This is a genomic window from Leuconostoc sp. XM4 (genome assembly GCF_055698815.1).
This window is the reverse complement of sequence record NZ_CP134507.1, coordinates 1,140,659-1,158,567: the sequence shown is the minus strand read 5'-3', so window position 1 is coordinate 1,158,567 and position 17,909 is coordinate 1,140,659. Positions and strand designations below refer to the sequence as shown.

Genomic DNA, 17,909 nt, shown 5'->3' with positions numbered 1-17,909 from the left:
TATGACAACACGTGAAGAACAACTTTATCATGATTATTTAGAATCAGAACGCCAATATTCACCGCAAACCTTAAAAGCTTATTTAACAGATATTGCTGAATTTAAGAATTATTTGCATGAAAGTGGCGGATTTACAAAATTTGGAGAAGTTCAAACTTTAGATGTACGTGTCTATTTGAATGATTTATATGAAAAAAAGTTGGCTCGTACAACTATCTCTAGAAAGATTAGCAGTTTGCGAATGTTTTATCAATTTTTAATTACTAATCAATTTGCCATTGATAATCCATTTGATAGTATTTCATTAAAAAAACATCAGAACCAATTACCAGATTTTTTTTACGAAGATGAACTGCATGAACTTTTTGATGTGGCCTACAATCATGAAGATCATTTGTGGGAACGTAATGCAGCCTTACTTGAATTTTTATATGCTACTGGCATAAGAGTGGCTGAAATTGCTGGATTGACGCTATCTCAGTTGGATTTTTCGCAGCGCCTGGTGCTCATTCATGGTAAGGGAAATAAAGATCGTTATGTTCCTTTTGGGCATTTTGCAGAAAATATTATGAAAGAATACATTACAGACTTGCGTGCATCCTTAACAGTAAATCAAGAACATGAATATGTATTTGTAAATCATCGTGGCGAGCCAATTACACCAGCTGGCATTACCTACATTTTAAACCAGTTAATGCAACGTTCTGCATTGACTGGTAAAATTCACCCACATATGTTGCGTCATACTTTTGCGACCCATTTGATTAATCGAGGTGCAGATATGAGAACGGTTCAGGAACTGTTGGGTCATGTTAATTTGTCAACGACACAAATGTATACCCATGTGACGCGAGAAAGTTTACAAAAAAATTATCAAAATTTCTTTCCGCGAGCCAATAAGTAACCGGTTACAAAAATAGTTTATCAAGCGCTTCACAAATCTAAGAAAAGATAGTAAAATAAAAGTTATGATAACGCTAGAAAATAAACACCTCATTGTGAAAATTAATCCAGAAGGCGCCGAATTAACAAGTGTCTGGCATAAAAATGCTGAATTAGAATATATATGGACTGCAGACCCTAAATATTGGGGACGACATGCTTCAAATCTGTTCCCTATTGTGGGCCGATTACGTGGCGATCAATTTAGAGTTGCGGGTGAGACGTATTACATGAACCAACATGGTTTTGCACGTAATATGTTATTTGATGTTGTTGAACAAAGTGAAAATAAGGCTGTTTTTCGTATTGTTGACTCTGAGTCGACGCATCGTGTATATCCTTTTAAGTTTCAATTAGATATCAGTTATGAATTAACAGAGGATGACACACTACATATTGCTTATATCGTACATAATCCCGATAAAGAAGAAACCCTATTCTTTAGTGTGGGTGGACACCCGGCCTTTAATTTGCCACTGGATGGAGGAAAGTTTTCGGACTACTATCTGTCAATTGAGCCTGAAAAAATATATGATCGTGTACGTCTAGTTGGACCATATTCCAATCCAAACCATCCCACGCCTTTTAATGCTAGTATTCCACTACGTCTGCGTCAAGAAGACTATCATGATGATGCTATTATTTTGAAACTCAATCGACAAAAGACGTCATTTTTGTTGGCTCGTTTGGCTAATCAACATGGATTGCGTATGACGTTAGACAATGCGCAATTTATCGGCGTTTGGACACCTGCTGGTAAACAAGCACCATTTATTGCGCTTGAACCATGGTGGGGGTTGGCTGACACGGTGGATGCAACAGGTAACTTTAAAGAGAAATTTGGTTCAAATGTTTTAGCTGCCGGCGACACTTTTAATGGCACCTATAGTCTACAGTTCTTCTAATAAGAAATCATTGATACATTAGTATTGATGACTTTTTTATTAGAATTTAGGTTAAAAGGTTGCATTATCTATCATAATGTCTTAAACTGATAGTAATTTAAAAACGTCATAAACTGATGAGACGGAGATCAAACCATGTGTGCACGTAAAGGGAGCCCTTGTTACTGGAAGTAGGGCCGAACGCAACATGGCAAATGGACCGTTGAGGGTTGGTTGAACGAGAGCAATCTCAAGTACTGCCAAACGTAAGATCCACGTAAGTGATCAGGTTATTGTTAGATAACTGTTGAGACGCGTTTTAACTCGAGTGGGCTTTTTGGGTACCATTTGATTTAAACGAAATCAGGTGGCACCGCGGGAAAACCGTCCTGAAATTTTTGCAAAAGCAAATTTTTCAGGACGGTTTTTGTTTGCTTAAAGAAAGAGGAATAAGATGACAAGAAAAGGTTATTACGGAGAATATGGGGGACAATTTGTTCCAGAATTGCTAATGCCAGCAATTAATGAAGTCACAGAGGCATTCAATAAATATAAAGAGGATCCAGCTTTTAAAAGTGAATTGAAAGATTTATTCGACAATTACGCGAACCGACCATCTATGTTATATTATGCAAAAAATATGTCTGAAGACTTAGGTGGTGCGCAAATTTATCTAAAGAGAGAAGATTTAAATCACACTGGTGCTCATAAAATTAACAATGTTTTAGGGCAAGCATTAATTGCCAAAAAAATGGGTAAAACACGTTTAATTGCTGAAACAGGTGCCGGACAACATGGCGTGGCAACAGCTACGGCTGCGGCATTGTTTGGTATGGAAGCAGAAATTTTTATGGGCAAGGAGGATACAGAACGACAGGCGTTGAATGTTTATCGCATGGAGCTACTAGGGGCCAAAGTTCATGCGGTGACAACAGGAACACAAGTCTTAAAAGATGCAGTGAACGCAACATTTCAAGACTGGACAAAAAGAATTGATGATACTTTCTATGTACTTGGTTCAGCGGTTGGTCCATATCCCTTCCCAGAAATGGTTAAATATTTCCAATCGGTTATAAGTGAGGAAGCCAGAAGGCAATTCTTAGAAATGACTGGAAAACTGCCAGACGCTGTAATTGCCGCCGTTGGTGGTGGATCGAATGCAATTGGTGCTTTCGCTAAGTTCATTGATGACGCAGAAGTGGAATTGATTGGCGTTGAAGCCGCTGGAAAAGGCGTAAAAACTGATCAAACAGCTGCAACCATGGCACTAGGTTCAAAAGGTGTTTTTCATGGTATGAAATCCCAATTTTTACAATCAGCCGATGGGCAAATTGATCCTGTTTACAGTATTTCTGCAGGATTGGACTATCCTGGCATCGGACCGGAGCATGTTTATCTAAAGGATATTCACCGAGCAACTTATGTACCGATTACAGATGATGAAGCAGTTGATGCATTTGAATACATTGCAAAAACAGAGGGTGTAATTGCTGCAATTGAAAGCGCACACGCAGTAGCCTATGCAATGAAATTAGCACCAAAAATGAGAAAAGATCAACAAATAATGGTTAATCTGAGTGGTCGAGGTGACAAAGACGTTGCTGCGATAGCCCGTTATAAAGGAGTTGATATTCATGAGTAATATTCAAGAAGCACTTAAAACCTTGCTCGTGCAAAAAAATTTGACAGATGATATGGCTCAGAAAGTAATGAACGATATTATGGACGGCAAAGTGTCTGACCCTGAAATTGCAGCTTACTTAATGGGATTAGCCGCAAAAAAAGAAGCTGTTTCGGAAATAGTTGGCTCGGCTCGGGCCATGATTGATCATGCAAAGACAATTCCATCAGAATTTGAGGCAATGGACATTGTCGGAACTGGTGGTGATTTGTCCGGTACATTCAACATTTCGACAACGGCTAGTTTCATTGTAGCTGGAGCGGGGGTGCCTGTCGTCAAGCATGGGAATCGTGCTGCTAGTTCTAAATCAGGTACGGCAGATGCATTGGAAGCACTTGGGGTTACCATTGATTTAACACCAGAACAAGCGACTGATGTTTTAGCGAATGCTGGGCAAACATTTTTATTTGCACGCTCGTTTAATCCGGCAATGAAGTATGTTGGATCAATTCGTAAAAGCCTGGGATTTCGTACTATTTTTAATATCCTTGGGCCATTAACGAATCCAACACGTCCACGTACAATGTTGGTGGGGGTTTACACAAAAGAGTTACTAGTACCACTAGCAAATGTATTGTCAGAATTAGGTGTTCAAGAAGCTATATTGGTTCATGGACAAGATGGTTTAGATGAGGTGACATTAACAACTAAAACTGATTTGGCCATATTATCGAATGGTCATATTAGAGAGGCCACTTTCGACCCACAAGATTATGGATTTGACTATGCTTCTATTGAATCCTTACAAGGGGGGACACCAATTGAAAATGCTAAAATAACAGAGCATATTTTAGCAGGTAAAATCACTGGTCCTATGGCAGATACTGCAATTTTAAATGCTGCGCTAGCATTGTTTATTGCAAAAAAAGCGCAGTCCATTGATGCTGCCATTCAGCTAGCTAGAGAAACCTTGATTAATGGAACGGCATTAGGTCAACTAGAGGCGTTGCGATCATCTTCTAGGGCGGTGACGGCATGATATTAGATGATTTAGTAGCAGCAACACGTCAAAATATGTTGGCGCGTCAAGCTCAAAAATCGCTGCATGACTTACAAAATGAAGCAGCACACATCACAGTTTCAAGAGAATTTCCTTTCGAAAAAAGTCTAGCTCAACAAAAAATATCAGTTGTTGCCGAAATTAAACAAGCATCCCCATCGAAAGGGCAAATTGTACCTTCATCAGAGTTTGATTATCAAGGGATCGCGAAAGACTATGAGGTGGCAGGTGTCGATGCGATAAGCGTTTTGACAGAAGAGAATTATTTCAAGGGATCTCTTGATATTTTAAAAACAGTTGCAGCAGATTCTGCTACTCCTGTATTACGCAAAGATTTTACAATTGATCCATACATGATTTATGAGGCTAAAGTAGCTGGATCACAAATCATTTTATTAATCGTTGCTATTTTAACGGACGAACAATTAAAAGAATACCTATCTTTAGCAAACGAATTAGGATTGTCAGTAATTGTGGAAGCGCACAATGAAGAAGAGATTCTCCGAGCAGTGAAGGCAAATGCACGAATTATTGGTGTGAACAATCGCAATTTAAAGGACTTCACGGTCGATTTTGATAACACCAAGCGTTTACGACAATTAGTTCCACCAGAAATTTTATTTATTTCAGAATCTGGTATAAAAGATCGCTCAGATGTTGTTACTCTTGAACAGATTGGCGTGGACGGTATTTTAGTTGGTGAGACGTTCATGAAGGCTGCAGATAAACTAGCGGCCATACAACAGTTAAGGGGCGAAAAATGACGCTAATTAAGTTATGTGGAAATTTTCGTTTACAAGATATAGATTTCTTGAATGATGTTCGACCTGATTTAGCTGGTATTATCTTGGTTCCTAACAAACGACGCTCGGTGTCTCTTGCCCTTGCTCAAAAAATGCGTTCGCAATTGGATGAAAAGATTCCATTAGTTGGTGTTTTCTTAAATCAAGATGCAGATGAAATTTTGAAGTATAGAGAGATTGTTCAAATGGTTCAATTGCATGGCAATGAGTCTGAACGGGAAATTAGTAAAATTCAACAAGCGGGATTACCAGTTATTAAGGTGATGAAGCCTGACCATCAGTATAAAACGCAAGCTATGTGCCGGATGATTGACGCAGGAGCAGGAACCGGAAAAACTTTTGATTGGGAAAATTTTCAGCCACTAGAGTCATTGGATTTCTTGGCAGGAGGGCTGACACCCGATAATTTACAACAGGCAATCTCTTTATTGAAACCAAAGGTTGTTGATATTAGTTCAGGAACAGAATGTAATGGTATAAAAAACTTAGAAAAGATGCGCGAAGTGGTTCGCATAGCAAGGAGTAATAAATGACTAGAATTTCACAGGCATTAGAAAATAAAAATGCTTTTATTGGTTTCGCGGTAGCTGGATATCCGGATTTTGAAAAGAGTGCAAAATATATTGTTGATATGGCTGAGGCTGGTGCAGATCTTATTGAGATTGGCATTGCTTTTAGTGATCCAAGTGCTGACGGTCCCACTATCATGAATGCTGATCAAGAGGTTCTCGAAAACGGTTCAACAACAGCTGATGTGTTTAATTTAGTTGCTGAAGTTCGCAAACACACGGATGTGCCTTTAGTTTTTCTAACGTATACAAATCCAGTATTTAAATATGGGTACGAAAAATTTCTCAGCAAAATGCAGTCGTTGGATATTCAGGGTGTTATTATGCCCGACATGCCTATGGAAGAACAAGATGAATTTTTGGAACTTGTCCACCAGTATGGTCGCGACTTTATTCAACTCGTAACATTACAATCCGGAAATCGTTTGCCGAAAATTGTAGAACGTGCTTCTGGATTTATATATGTAGTAAGTTCCTTAGGAATCACAGGCTCTAGAAGTAAATTGTCAAACGAAGCTGATGAAATCGTTACTAAGATTAAGCGGCTAACAGATTTGCCAGTTGCAGTTGGTTTTGGCATCACGACATATGATCAAGCAAAACAATTTGAATCTGCTGATGCGATTATTGTTGGCTCAGCACTTGTCAAAATTATCGAAGACCACCCAGAGGATGCTACATCTTATTTGACAGATTTTATTAAAAACATGAAAGGAGCGCGTCATGCGAAAAATTAAGACAATTGACGCGGATACCTTAACAGTAATCAGTGCTTATTTTCGGTTGCGCGGAGAACATAGTTTTTTATTAGAATCAGTACCTACAGATAGTGAAAAGTCACGTTATTCAATTATCGCACTTGATCCTGTCCATGAGTTTAAGACCAACGGTATGTTGGTGACGGTTGATGGTCAAACTAGTGAAAGCAAAGATCCCCTGCTGGCATTGCAAAATTTAGTAGTTGTGCAAGAACAGCCCGTGGAGGAGTTGCCTTTTCAAGGAGGTGCCATTGGATATGTAGGGTTTGATACGGTTGCTTGCTATGAAAAACTAGAAAACCAACCTAAAGATGAGTTGGATATGCCCGACAGCCATTTATTTTTGTATGAAAATTTTGTTATTTTCGACCATCGTCAAGAAAAAATAAAAATTGTCGTGGATAATGTTTATTCGGGACGTCAGAACTTAGAACACGTCGTTCTTGCAATCGAAAATAAGTTGAAATTACCCGTGGCTGATGAACTCGTTCCGGTAAAACTACATGAATTAAATCCAAAATCAAATGTGACGCCCGAGCAATTTAAAGAAATCGTTAATCATACGAAGGAATTAATTCAAGAAGGCGATATGTTTCAAATGGTTCCGTCGCAACGTTTTAGTTTTGAATTTGAGGATAAACCGTTTGATTTTTATCGGCAACTTCGTCGTACAAATCCTTCGCCGTATATGTACTATATGGACTACGGTGATTATCAAATTATTGGTTCATCCCCGGAAAGCTTGGTGACAGTAAGAGGAGAAACAGTAACTACTAATCCAATTGCGGGAACGCGTAAACGGGGGCAAACATTAACAGAAGACGTTGCCATTGCTAAAGAGTTGAAAACAAATGAAAAAGAACTAGCAGAACACCGTATGTTAGTCGATCTTGGACGGAATGATCTTGGTAAAGTTTCTGAATATGGCAGTGTCAAGGTAACAACTTTGCTGGAAATTCAAAAATACCGTTATATTATGCATTTGGTTTCTGAAGTCAGTGGAAAATTAAGGGCACACACACCTGCTATTGAAGCTTTGAAAGCTACATTACCAGCTGGAACTGTTTCTGGGGCACCCAAGGTTCGTGCTCTGCAACGTATTTACGAAATGGAACCAGTTAAAAGAGGTGTTTATGCCGGTGCAATTGGTTATTTATCTCGCGATAATCAGATGGATTTTGCCATTGCGATTCGAACGATGGTTGTTAAAAGTAAAAAAGGATATGTACAAGCGGGTGCTGGTATTGTCTATGATTCTATAGCAGAAAATGAATACCAAGAAACGCTTAACAAGGCTAAAGCGTTGTTGCGAGTTGGAGGGGATGTATGATTTTAATCGTGGATAATTATGATTCTTTTACTTATAATCTAGCACAAATTGTAGGTACAAAGACTGATTTAGTGGTTTTAAGAAACGATGATCAGAAACTCTATGCGACTGCTGATAAAGCTGACGGGATTATTTTTTCGCCTGGCCCAGGAAAACCTGAGCAAGCAGGAGAAATGGAAAATATGATTCGACACTATGCCAACAGCAAGCCGATGTTGGGCATCTGTTTAGGGCACCAAGCCATTGGTGAAGTTTTTGGTGGGCGTGTTAAACGGGCAGCTGTTATTCGTCATGGTAAGGTTTCTGATATGCTGGTAGCAGACACATCGCCGTTACTAAGCACAGGATTAGTCAAAATTATGCGCTATCATTCTCTCATTCTTGATAAAAAAAATTTTCCAAAAGATTTCAAAGTGGTTGGCATCGCACAAGATGACGATGAAATAATGGCTATGCAACATAAAACTTTACCAGTGTTCGGCTTTCAATTTCATCCTGAATCTATTGGAACGCCGACAGGATCAAAAATGATTGAAAAATTTATAGCGCTAACTGCAAACGTAAAATAAAAACTATAATAATGAAATCTAGTGCAAGAATAAAAGCTTTTTTCATGAGGAATTAATGATGTAATGAAGTTTATTTTAATAAACTGTTGACATTTATAATAAATGAATGTATAGTTAATTACATCAAATAAGAATGAGAAAAATTATGAACAGCAAAGTCTTGAAAAATAATAGTTATTACTACTTCTGGTTTATGTAGAGCCGTCGCATTATAAGTGCGTCGGTTACGACGCACTTAGCGACCAGGAGTTTTTCAAGGTTGAGTCACTAAGTGTTGATATTAAACACCTAGTGGCTTTTATGTTTTCAGGAGTGTAATTTTCTGTTAAATCGTACTAGGTGTTTACTCACTTAGTACGATTTTTATTTAAGGAGAATCTCATGAAAACATCATCATTGTCAACAGAAACAATTCAGTCGTTGAGGTTGCTGTCTAACCAAATGATTAGCAAAGCTGGTTCTGGGCACCCTGGCATTGCTTTGGGTGCTGCACCAATTTTGTATGAGTTGTATGCAAATCAACTTAATGTTGATCCCGAGAATCCTAATATGATTAATCGCGATCGTTTCGTTTTGTCTGCTGGTCACGGTGCCGCATTACTGTATGCGACTTTACATGCAGCTGGCTTTGACCTGTCAGCCCAAGATTTATCAGAATTTCGACAACCACATTCAAAAACGCCTGGACATCCAGAAGTTGGTGTGACGCCTGGTGTTGAAGCAACAACTGGACCACTTGGGCAAGGATTGGGTATGGCTGTTGGTATGGCAATGGCTGAAGCAAAGCTCAATAATCAATTTCCCTCAGTGATTGACCATTTTACATTTGCGCTAGTTGGTGATGGGGATTTAATGGAGGGGGTGAGCCATGAAGTAGCGTCACTCGCTGGTCAACAAAAGCTCGGTAAGTTGGTTGTTCTTTATGATGATAATGCTGTCAGTCTTGATGGTTTGAAGAAAAGGTCAGATATATCAAATAATCTAGCGCGCTTTGCCAGTTATGGTTGGGATATACGTGAGGTGGCAGATGGTAATGATTTAGAAGCCATTCACGATGCAATTGAAAATGCTAAAATGTCTCCTGAGCCCACGTTGATTGCTGTGAAAACAATTATTGGTGATTTTGGACCGTTCGCTGGCACTAACAAGGCTCACGGCACACCACTAGACAGTCAACAATTGCAAGATCTTTCATCAGCGCTTGATGTTGATATACAAAATTTTGAATTACCAAGTCATTTGCTTGAAGACATGCGTGCTAAAATTTCGAATAGACTTTTGCATCAAAAACAACCTTTGAATGACGAATTAACCGATTATCTGCAATTCTCAACTAAAAACACGGTGACCATCCCCGAGTTACCGACTGATTTGAAAGTACAAGCAGGCCGAAAAATATCTAAATATGTGTTGCAAAACTTTGCGACACAATTACCACAATTATGGGGTGGATCAGCTGACTTGGTAGCATCTACTAATGCTGAAGTGGCGACTTCACCATTATTCAACGCCGATGATCGATCGGGTAGAAATATTGCGTTTGGTGTGCGTGAGTTTGGCATGGGCGCGGTAATGAATGGGATAGCTTTACACGGTGGTACAAAAGTATTTGGCGCGACATTCTTGGCTTTTTCGGATTATATGAAGGCAGCTATTCGTTTGAGTGCCTTGCAGCATGTGCCGAGTATTTATGTTTTTACGCATGACAGTATTACGGTTGGCGAAGATGGACCAACACATCAACCGGTTGAACAACTGATGGGGCTTCGTCTGATTCCGGGTGTTGATGTATTGCGTCCAGGGACAGCCGAAGAGATAGCCAGCGCTTGGCAGCGGGCGTTGACGTCAACTGATCGACCAACAATCTTAATTTTAAGTCGTGGCGAAATTGGTGCTCAAGGAAGCACAGACCAAGCAAAACAATCACTTGAAAATGGCGCGGCACAAATAAGACATCATGATGAGGCTAAAATTAACTTGATTGCTACTGGATCCGAAGTTCAAATAGCACAGAAGGTGAGTGAATTACTGTCACTACCTTCAAACGTTGTTTCCATGCCAAATCTGTCGCGATTCTTAGCGCTAGATGATGATAAAAAGCAACAAATTATTCCCGAAACGGGCACAAAAAATGTGATAATAGAGGCAGGAACAACATTGGGTTGGCAAGGAATTGCTGGCAATGATGGCGTAATATTTGGTATTGATGAATTTGGTATGAGTGCGGCAGCACAAATAGCTCTTGACGAATTTGGATTTAATGCTGAAGATATCGTCGATAAAATCACACAGGAGTTACAATGACTTTATATGGATTAATCGCGCATCCGGCCGGACATTCACGTTCGCCGCAAATGCAAAACATGATGATAGCTGAATATGGTATTGATGCACACTATCACGCTTTCGACATTTTACCAGAAAAACTTGAAGAGGCCATCGTTGGATTAAAAGCCCTACACGTAGGCGGATTCAATGTTTCAACACCGTTTAAAAATGAAATTATTCAATATTTGGATGAGCTATCGCCAATATCTCAGAGGCTTCATGCGGTGAATACGGTTAAAAGTGTTAAAGGGCATCTGATTGGCACTAACACAGATGGAGACGGGTTCTGGCAAAGTATTAATTCTCGCCAACCCAAAGAAACGGTTATTTTACTGGGTACTGGCGGAGCAGCTAGATCAGTGATTGCCACTGCGAAACTGTATGGCGTGAGGGAATTAATTGTGTTTAATAGAGTTCATGAAGATTGGCATGAGCGAAAAGCAGAGATTAGCTATCTTAGTGAGGGGAATGGGCATCTAGAGGATTTAGCAGATAATCAGATGCTCACCAAAGCATTAAAGCGTGCTGATATGCTTATCAATGCCACCACCGTTGGGATGAATGATTTGCGGACGCTATTAACGGATTTGCAAATAGCATTACTACCACAGCACGCCTTGGTGGTGGACATGATTTATCGTAATCAACAAACTACATTATTGAAATCTGCTAACCAACGTGGATTAGCAACATTAAATGGTTTGCCGATGTTAGTCAATCAAGGAGCGCTGAGCTTTGAATATTGGTTCGACAGGCCAGCTGACAGAAATCTTATGAAGAAAGCAATTGAGGAATAAAACAATGATTATTATCGCAAAGACAAGTCAAGATGCAGAAAAAATTGCAGCGCAATTAGATACCAAAGACCCTATTAAACCAGTGTTTGTTCACAGTAATAGAGTTGCGTTATCCGGCGTGAAAAAGTTACCTGAAGATATATTGAAAAATATATCACAAGACGTTGTTGAAATAATCACAAACCATCATTCAGCCATCAAGTCATCACGTGACTTCCACCCAGAGGATACAATTATTACAACTAAACATAGTGTCATCGGTGGTGGTAACTTCGTCTTCATGGCTGGCCCTGATTCAATCGAATCTCCCGAACATGTTAAAGAAATGGGTGAAGATGTTAAGCAGGCGGGCGCAACTATCTTGCGCGGCGGGGCTTTCAAGCCACGTACATCCCCATATTCATTTCAAGGTAATGGCGAAGAAGGTTTAAAAGCCCATCGCGCAGCAGCAGATGCGTTGGGAATGGATATGGTAACCGAAATCTTAGATACACGAGATGTTGATTTAGTTGATTCTTACACAGATATTTTCCAAGTCGGTACGCGTAATATGCAAAACTTTGCTTTGCTCAAGGCCCTGGGAAAGAAGAACAAGCCCGTGGTTTTGAAACGTGGTATGTCAGCAACCATCGATGATTTGCTTAATGCTGCTGAATACATTGCTGCTGGTGGGAATGATCAGATTATTTTGATGGAACGTGGTATTCGTACTTATGATAATAAGTACACGCGTAATACGCTTGATGTATCAGCCATTCCTGTTTTACAATCGCTAACTCACTATCCTGTTGTTGCGGATGCTTCACATGCGGCTGGTGTTTCAAAGTTTGTTGAACCGCTTGCTTTAGCTGCAATTGCTGCTGGTGCACAAGGTTTGATGACCGAAATACATGATAATCCGTCACATGCATTTGTTGATGGTGCCCAAGCATTGACACCAGCACAATTCAAACAATTGACAGAGAAGGCAAACAAGGTGCGCGAGGCCATTAAATGAGCACAATTACAGTTGATTTAGCGACAAAAAAGTATGATGTGAAAATTGATAACACTTTACACACACGTCTTGGCCAAGAAATATCGGCTGTGTGGTCTGCGCGAAAGATTGCACTATTAACAGATAGCAACGTTGGGCCATTGTATTTAAAGGATACAGCAAAGCAATTACGTGAAGTAGGATTTGATATACTCGAGTTAGAAGTTCCCGCTGGAGAGTCATCAAAATCTTTGTCAGTGGCCGGTGAATTGATTGCTAAAATGGCAGCTGCTGGATTTACGCGTGGCGATGGTGTTATTGCATTAGGTGGTGGCGTTATTGGTGATTTAGGTGGAGTAGTCGCCTCTTTGTACATGCGCGGAATTGCTTTTATTCAAATTGCGACGTCATTAACAGCTCAAGTTGATTCGTCGGTTGGTGGTAAGACAGCCGTGAATCTTGGTAATACAAAAAATATTGCTGGCTCTTTTTATCAGCCGGATTTAGATTTAGTTGATGTTACTTATTTGAATACACTGACGGACCGTGATTTAGTTGAAGGATATGCGGAAGTTGTTAAAACATCAGCATTGGCTAATCAAGACTTTTTTGATTTTACTGGTCAAATCAAATCGGTAGCAGATATACGTCATCATGCGCAAGAATTGTCAAAACGCGCGATTGCTTATAAGGCTAGTGTAGTGATGGCTGATGAAAAAGAAGCTGGAGACCGCCAGTTTCTGAATTTTGGGCATACTTTTGGTCACGCGATTGAACTATTAGCTCATGGTGAATTACGTCATGGTGAAGCTGTGGCGATTGGTATGATTGCTATTAGCAGTCGATTTGAACAACATGGTATAATGCCTAGAGGGCTAACTACTGAATTATTAAGTCGATTGGAAGCTGTTGGTTTACCAACACATTCGCATTTTATCGGGACAACTGACTTCTTTAACCACTTGATCAATGATAAAAAAAATCATGATGGTGTTTTGAATTTAGTGGCTCTTGAAAAAGTAGGTCAGCCAATTATTGTAAAGAAAAAAATCGCCGACATGCCGGCATTTGTGGAGAATTAATATGAGATATGTTACTGCTGGTGAAAGCCATGGCCCTGAAGAAATTGCTGTTATTGAAGGTATTCCTGCCGGATTACACATCAGTCAAGAAGATGTTAATGAGCAATTAGCTCGACGTCAGCGTGGTTATGGTCGTGGTGAACGTCAAAAAATCGAAACTGATACAGTTACCTTTTTGACAGGTGTTCGTCACCAAACAACACTTGGATCACCAATTACATTGAATGTTCACAACGATGATCATAATAATTGGTCGAAAATTATGGCCCCTAATGAGCCAGCAACAGCAGAAAATACGCTCCGTAAGGTGTTGCGCCCGCGTCCAGGACATGCTGATTTGGTTGGTGGGATGAAGTATCGTCACCGTGAAGATTTACGCAATGTTTTGGAAAGATCTTCGGCTCGTGAAACGACAATGCGTGTTGCAGTTGGTGCTGTTGCCAAAAAATTACTTTCCGAAATAGGTGTTGATGTTCATGGTTTCGTTGTTAATGTTGGACCTGCTAAGTCCGACCTAAATGAGTTAACTAAGTATAAGAACCTGCAAGAGTTGCGTGTTGTGACAGAAGGTTTTGACACACGTGCTCTAAATGCTGAAGCTGATGAAGCTATTAAAGAAGTAATTGATAAAACAAAGCGTGATGCAAATACTGTAGGAGGCCAAGTCCAAGTTATTGCGACAGGTATGCCTGTTGGATTGGGTTCATATGTATCTGCCGATACAAAGTTAGACGCTAAAATTGCCAACGCTATTGTTGGCATCAATGCCTTCAAAGGTGTTCAATTTGGTGGTGGTTTTGATAACGCAGAAAAGTATGGCGATCAAGTCATGGATGAAATTTTTTGGGACGAAGAACGTGGCTTTTATCGTGGTTCTGATAATCTCGGTGGTTTTGAAGGTGGTATGACGACAGGAGAAGCAATTGTTGTTCGTGGTGTTGTTAAGCCTATTCCTACTTTGTATCGTCCTATGCAGTCAGTTGACATTGATACACACGAAGACCACCGTGCATCGATAGAACGCTCAGATACAACTGCAGTTACTGCCGCTGCTGTAATTGCTGAGGCAATGGTAGCAATTGAGTTAGCTAAAGCTGTTTTGGATAAATTTGATGCAGATAACATTGAACGGATGAAAGAACAAGTGGCAGTGTATCGTGAAGAAATAAGAAAGTTTTAATATAGCTTCGGCTATAGTACATATTATGAACAAAGGATAAAAAGAGATGATTAAACTCACTAAAGCAGAAAAAAATGGCCTTCATGGAGAAATAACAGTTCCTGGCGACAAGTCAATATCACATCGAGCATTGATGTTTGGTGCGATAGCTGAAGGGAAAACTGTCATTGATAATTTTTTGATGTCAGATGATGTGATGCATACCATGGGTGTTTTTCGTGCGCTTGGTGTGGAAATTGACCACACAGAATCACAAGCTAAAGTTATTGGTAAAGGCCTTACAAATTTTAAGGCACCATCTGCTGGATTAGATATGGGCAATTCAGGAACTTCAACTCGTCTCCTCATGGGATTGCTAAGTAAGCAACCGTTTGATCTAAATATTTTTGGTGATTCATCACTGAGCAAGCGACCATTGCGTCGTGTTGCCGACCCGTTGTCAATGATGAATGCGCAATTTGAATTATCTAATGACGAGTTCTTACCAGCTGTAATTAAGGCCAATACTGGACTAAATGGTATTACTTATCATATGCCGGTAGCATCAGCGCAGGTCAAAAGTGCTATTTTACTAGCGGGCATACAAGCTGAGGGTGAAACAACGATTATCGAAGATCTACCATCAAGAGATCATACAGAGCGCATGCTCCGTCAGTTTGGTGGGCAAATTAAAACAGATAACGGTGTAATTACTGTTAAAAAGCAGTCAAAACTAAGCGGTCAGCATGTTTTAGTACCATCGGATATCTCAAGTGCTGCATTTTTCATGGTGGCTGGTTTAATTACACCAAACTCGGAAATTACCATTAAAAAGGTCGGTGTCAATCCAACGCGTGATGGTGTGATTAAATTGCTTGAACGGATGGGTGCAGAAATTACTCAGAAACCGATTGCATCTGATGGAGAACCGTTGGCTGATATCACGGTCAAAGCACAAACTTTACACGGTATTGCAATTACTGCTGAGGATATTCCTGGTGCAGTTGATGAACTGCCCATTCTTGCTCTAGCTGCTACACAAGCTGTGGGAGACACGATTATAAGTGGTGCAGAGGAATTACGTGTAAAAGAAACTGACAGAATTTCGACAGTCATTAGTGAGCTAACTAAATTGGGCGCTGATATTGATGAGAAGCCAGATGGTATGGTTATTCATGGTGGAACGCTCTTGCACACGTCAAATGGCTCAACACTACTTGACTCACATGGGGATCATCGCATTGGTATGATGAACGTGATTGCTTCTCTCATTACTGAAGGGGATGTAGTATTAACCGGTGAAGAAGCTATGAGTGTGTCGTATCCTGGATTTGTAGAAGATGTGTCCTCAATTAAGAGAGAATGGTTATGAAAAATATCGTTGTTGTGGGTCTTGGCGAAATGGGGGCATCGTTAGCCAAAATTTTAAACAAAGAGCCAAAAAACCAAGTAATAGGTGTTGATATTAATGAAAAGTCGCTCAGCTATGCAAAAGATCATGGTATTGTTTTTGAGGCAGCTTCTAATTTAGTAAATGTTGCATCTCATGCTGATGTTATTATCTTGGCCACACCAGTAACTTATATCGAAGAAATGATTCGTTCATTATCTCAACTATCTCTAAAAAAAGAGGTAATCGTTACGGATACAGGATCGACAAAACGAGATATTATGGATGTGGCTGAAGCAGTTTTGACACCAAAAAATATTCATTTCGTTGGTGGGCATGCTATGGCCGGTACTCATCGGAGCGGTGTTGAGTGGGCAAATGAAAAACTGTATCAAGATGTGCCTTATTTCTTAATTCCAAGTTCAATTTCTAATGCTCGTAGGTTGCAGGAAATTCTTGAACCGATTGCCGCTAAATTTATGCCAATTTCAGTCAAGAAACACGATGAGCTGATGGCTGTAATTAGTGATATACCGCATATTATGTCTTTTGCATTAATGAATACTGCCACTAACCAGCTGGGCGATTCAACGACATTTGGACAGTATGTTGCTGGTGGCTTCAAAGATATGACACGCATAGCGGAAAGTGATCCAAAGTTATGGACTGATGTATTGTTAAGCAACAAAGAAGCAATATTAACTAGTCAGTCCTTGATAATCGAGCAATTACAATTATTTTCTCAAGCAATTGAAGATAATGATGCATCAACTTTGATGACTTTAATTTCGTCAGCACAGGAGTCAAGAAAAAATTTATTGTTAAAGTGAGAAAATTATGATTAAAGAACCAGATACATTAATGCTTATTGGGTTTATGGGTGCTGGGAAAACGACTGTGGGTAAGGAAATTGCTCGGCAACATCATTCAAAGTTCGTAGATATTGATTCTGAAATTGAACGTGCTGCCGGTAAATCAATCGCAGAAATTTTTGAAGAACGTGGCGAAGCCGGCTTCCGTGAGTTAGAAACCAAAGTTTTAAATAATGTGCAAACATTTGATGGTGTTGTTGCCACGGGCGGGGGTGTAGTGGAACGACCAGAAAACTTAGAAATTCTGCGCCATTCTCCAGCGACAATTATTTATTTACATGGCAATTTAGAAAGTACTATTGGCCGCTTAATTCTTGAAGGACAGCGCCCGTTACTTCAAGAAAAATCGACGGCGGAATTCTTTGCATTATGGCAGGAACGTGACCCAAAGTACGAAGAAGTTGCCAATTTCACCGTAGAAACAGTTGGTAAAACACCGGCGCGTATTGCAGCTGAGATTATTGCCTTATTTAGCGCTAATGAGGATGAACTAGCACTACTACAATTGCGTTCACAGATAGATGCATTTGATCGTCAAATTTTTAAAATTATTTCGGAACGTTTTCAGATTGTTGAAGCAGTGGCTCGTTATAAAGAAAAATTTGGTATACCAACGATTCAACAGGATCGTATGTTAAAGTTACGTAAGGAATTGAAATCAGATTTTAGTACTTCTGTAGATATCACAGATGACATGATTGATGGTATTATGACCATTTTGATGCAGGCTGCCATTGACAAAGAGAATAGGCAATTAAATAGGTGATTT

17 protein-coding genes are annotated in these 17,909 nt (G+C 39.8%); all 17 read left to right on the top strand.

Annotated elements, in window-relative coordinates; all coding sequences use genetic code 11:
- Position 1: 1 nt before the first annotated feature.
- The 17 genes from xerC to RHP64_RS05785 all read left to right on the top strand — a co-directional run bounded on the left by xerC (position 2) and on the right by RHP64_RS05785 (position 17,906).
- Complete coding sequence (gene xerC / locus RHP64_RS05865) at positions 2-904, top strand: tyrosine recombinase XerC (RefSeq protein WP_014324800.1); 903 nt, start codon at positions 2-4, stop codon at positions 902-904.
- A 64-nt stretch (positions 905-968) separates the two neighbouring features.
- Positions 969-1,847 (top strand): aldose 1-epimerase family protein, encoded by an 879-nt coding sequence (locus RHP64_RS05860; RefSeq protein ID WP_011679911.1) that lies wholly within the window; start codon positions 969-971, stop codon positions 1,845-1,847.
- A 433-nt stretch (positions 1,848-2,280) separates the two neighbouring features.
- On the top strand, positions 2,281-3,468 hold the full coding sequence (trpB, locus tag RHP64_RS05855) for a tryptophan synthase subunit beta (protein WP_011679910.1): 1,188 nt from the start codon (positions 2,281-2,283) through the stop codon (positions 3,466-3,468).
- Positions 3,461-4,486, top strand: a complete 1,026-nt coding sequence (gene trpD / locus RHP64_RS05850; protein ID WP_025268147.1) for an anthranilate phosphoribosyltransferase — start codon at positions 3,461-3,463, stop codon at positions 4,484-4,486. The genes trpB and trpD overlap by 8 nt, the downstream gene beginning before the upstream one ends.
- A complete protein-coding gene (gene trpC / locus RHP64_RS05845) occupies positions 4,483-5,271 on the top strand; it encodes an indole-3-glycerol phosphate synthase TrpC (protein ID WP_025268146.1) in 789 nt (262 codons plus the stop codon). Before trpD ends, trpC begins: the two co-directional genes overlap by 4 nt.
- Positions 5,268-5,843 carry a phosphoribosylanthranilate isomerase gene (locus RHP64_RS05840; protein WP_025268145.1) on the top strand — a complete coding sequence of 192 codons (576 nt, stop codon included), beginning with the start codon at positions 5,268-5,270 and terminating at the stop codon, positions 5,841-5,843. Before trpC ends, RHP64_RS05840 begins: the two co-directional genes overlap by 4 nt.
- Positions 5,840-6,616, top strand: coding sequence for a tryptophan synthase subunit alpha (trpA, locus tag RHP64_RS05835; RefSeq protein ID WP_025268144.1), 777 nt, complete (start codon positions 5,840-5,842; stop codon positions 6,614-6,616). Before RHP64_RS05840 ends, trpA begins: the two co-directional genes overlap by 4 nt.
- Positions 6,603-7,967 carry an anthranilate synthase component I gene (gene trpE / locus RHP64_RS05830; RefSeq protein ID WP_014324795.1) on the top strand — a complete coding sequence of 455 codons (1,365 nt, stop codon included), beginning with the start codon at positions 6,603-6,605 and terminating at the stop codon, positions 7,965-7,967. Before trpA ends, trpE begins: the two co-directional genes overlap by 14 nt.
- Positions 7,964-8,536, top strand: coding sequence for an anthranilate synthase component II (locus tag RHP64_RS05825; RefSeq protein ID WP_011679904.1), 573 nt, complete (start codon positions 7,964-7,966; stop codon positions 8,534-8,536). The genes trpE and RHP64_RS05825 overlap by 4 nt, the downstream gene beginning before the upstream one ends.
- A gap of 381 nt (positions 8,537-8,917) precedes the next feature.
- Positions 8,918-10,840 (top strand): transketolase family protein, encoded by a 1,923-nt coding sequence (locus RHP64_RS05820; RefSeq protein WP_025268143.1) that lies wholly within the window; start codon positions 8,918-8,920, stop codon positions 10,838-10,840.
- Entirely contained in the window at positions 10,837-11,661 is an 825-nt protein-coding gene (gene aroE / locus RHP64_RS05815) for a shikimate dehydrogenase (protein ID WP_025268142.1), read from the top strand. The genes RHP64_RS05820 and aroE overlap by 4 nt, the downstream gene beginning before the upstream one ends.
- Before the next feature lie 4 nt (positions 11,662-11,665).
- The gene (gene aroF / locus RHP64_RS05810) at positions 11,666-12,658 is read left to right on the top strand and encodes a 3-deoxy-7-phosphoheptulonate synthase (RefSeq protein ID WP_025268141.1); all 993 of its coding nucleotides are present in this window, start codon (positions 11,666-11,668) and stop codon (positions 12,656-12,658) included.
- Positions 12,655-13,719 carry a 3-dehydroquinate synthase gene (gene aroB / locus RHP64_RS05805; RefSeq protein WP_014324792.1) on the top strand — a complete coding sequence of 355 codons (1,065 nt, stop codon included), beginning with the start codon at positions 12,655-12,657 and terminating at the stop codon, positions 13,717-13,719. Before aroF ends, aroB begins: the two co-directional genes overlap by 4 nt.
- A 1-nt stretch (position 13,720) precedes the next feature.
- Positions 13,721-14,899 (top strand): chorismate synthase, encoded by a 1,179-nt coding sequence (gene aroC, locus RHP64_RS05800; protein ID WP_011679899.1) that lies wholly within the window; start codon positions 13,721-13,723, stop codon positions 14,897-14,899.
- A 46-nt stretch (positions 14,900-14,945) separates the two neighbouring features.
- Positions 14,946-16,250, top strand: a complete 1,305-nt coding sequence (gene aroA, locus RHP64_RS05795; RefSeq protein WP_462784968.1) for a 3-phosphoshikimate 1-carboxyvinyltransferase — start codon at positions 14,946-14,948, stop codon at positions 16,248-16,250.
- Positions 16,247-17,098: a prephenate dehydrogenase gene (locus RHP64_RS05790; RefSeq protein WP_014324790.1), complete on the top strand. Its 852-nt coding sequence runs from the start codon at positions 16,247-16,249 to the stop codon at positions 17,096-17,098. Before aroA ends, RHP64_RS05790 begins: the two co-directional genes overlap by 4 nt.
- Positions 17,099-17,105: 7 nt before the next feature.
- Positions 17,106-17,906: a shikimate kinase gene (locus RHP64_RS05785; protein WP_011679896.1), complete on the top strand. Its 801-nt coding sequence runs from the start codon at positions 17,106-17,108 to the stop codon at positions 17,904-17,906.
- Positions 17,907-17,909: the final 3 nt, after the last annotated feature.

Excerpts from the sequence above, each read along its gene's own strand:
- RHP64_RS05825 (WP_011679904.1), top strand. The coding sequence starts at position 7,964 with ATGATTTTAATCGTGGATAATTATGATTCTTTTACTTATAATCTAGCA.
- trpE (WP_014324795.1), top strand. The coding sequence starts at position 6,603 with ATGCGAAAAATTAAGACAATTGACGCGGATACCTTAACAGTAATCAGT.
- trpD (WP_025268147.1), top strand. The coding sequence starts at position 3,461 with ATGAGTAATATTCAAGAAGCACTTAAAACCTTGCTCGTGCAAAAAAAT.
- RHP64_RS05785 (WP_011679896.1), top strand. The coding sequence starts at position 17,106 with ATGATTAAAGAACCAGATACATTAATGCTTATTGGGTTTATGGGTGCT.
- trpC (WP_025268146.1), top strand. The coding sequence starts at position 4,483 with ATGATATTAGATGATTTAGTAGCAGCAACACGTCAAAATATGTTGGCG.
- aroB (WP_014324792.1), top strand. The coding sequence starts at position 12,655 with ATGAGCACAATTACAGTTGATTTAGCGACAAAAAAGTATGATGTGAAA.
- xerC (WP_014324800.1), top strand. The coding sequence starts at position 2 with ATGACAACACGTGAAGAACAACTTTATCATGATTATTTAGAATCAGAA.
- aroF (WP_025268141.1), top strand. The coding sequence starts at position 11,666 with ATGATTATTATCGCAAAGACAAGTCAAGATGCAGAAAAAATTGCAGCG.
- RHP64_RS05840 (WP_025268145.1), top strand. The coding sequence starts at position 5,268 with ATGACGCTAATTAAGTTATGTGGAAATTTTCGTTTACAAGATATAGAT.
- aroA (WP_462784968.1), top strand. The coding sequence starts at position 14,946 with ATGATTAAACTCACTAAAGCAGAAAAAAATGGCCTTCATGGAGAAATA.
- RHP64_RS05790 (WP_014324790.1), top strand. The coding sequence starts at position 16,247 with ATGAAAAATATCGTTGTTGTGGGTCTTGGCGAAATGGGGGCATCGTTA.
- aroC (WP_011679899.1), top strand. The coding sequence starts at position 13,721 with ATGAGATATGTTACTGCTGGTGAAAGCCATGGCCCTGAAGAAATTGCT.
- RHP64_RS05860 (WP_011679911.1), top strand. The coding sequence starts at position 969 with ATGATAACGCTAGAAAATAAACACCTCATTGTGAAAATTAATCCAGAA.
- trpB (WP_011679910.1), top strand. The coding sequence starts at position 2,281 with ATGACAAGAAAAGGTTATTACGGAGAATATGGGGGACAATTTGTTCCA.
- RHP64_RS05820 (WP_025268143.1), top strand. The coding sequence starts at position 8,918 with ATGAAAACATCATCATTGTCAACAGAAACAATTCAGTCGTTGAGGTTG.
- aroE (WP_025268142.1), top strand. The coding sequence starts at position 10,837 with ATGACTTTATATGGATTAATCGCGCATCCGGCCGGACATTCACGTTCG.
- trpA (WP_025268144.1), top strand. The coding sequence starts at position 5,840 with ATGACTAGAATTTCACAGGCATTAGAAAATAAAAATGCTTTTATTGGT.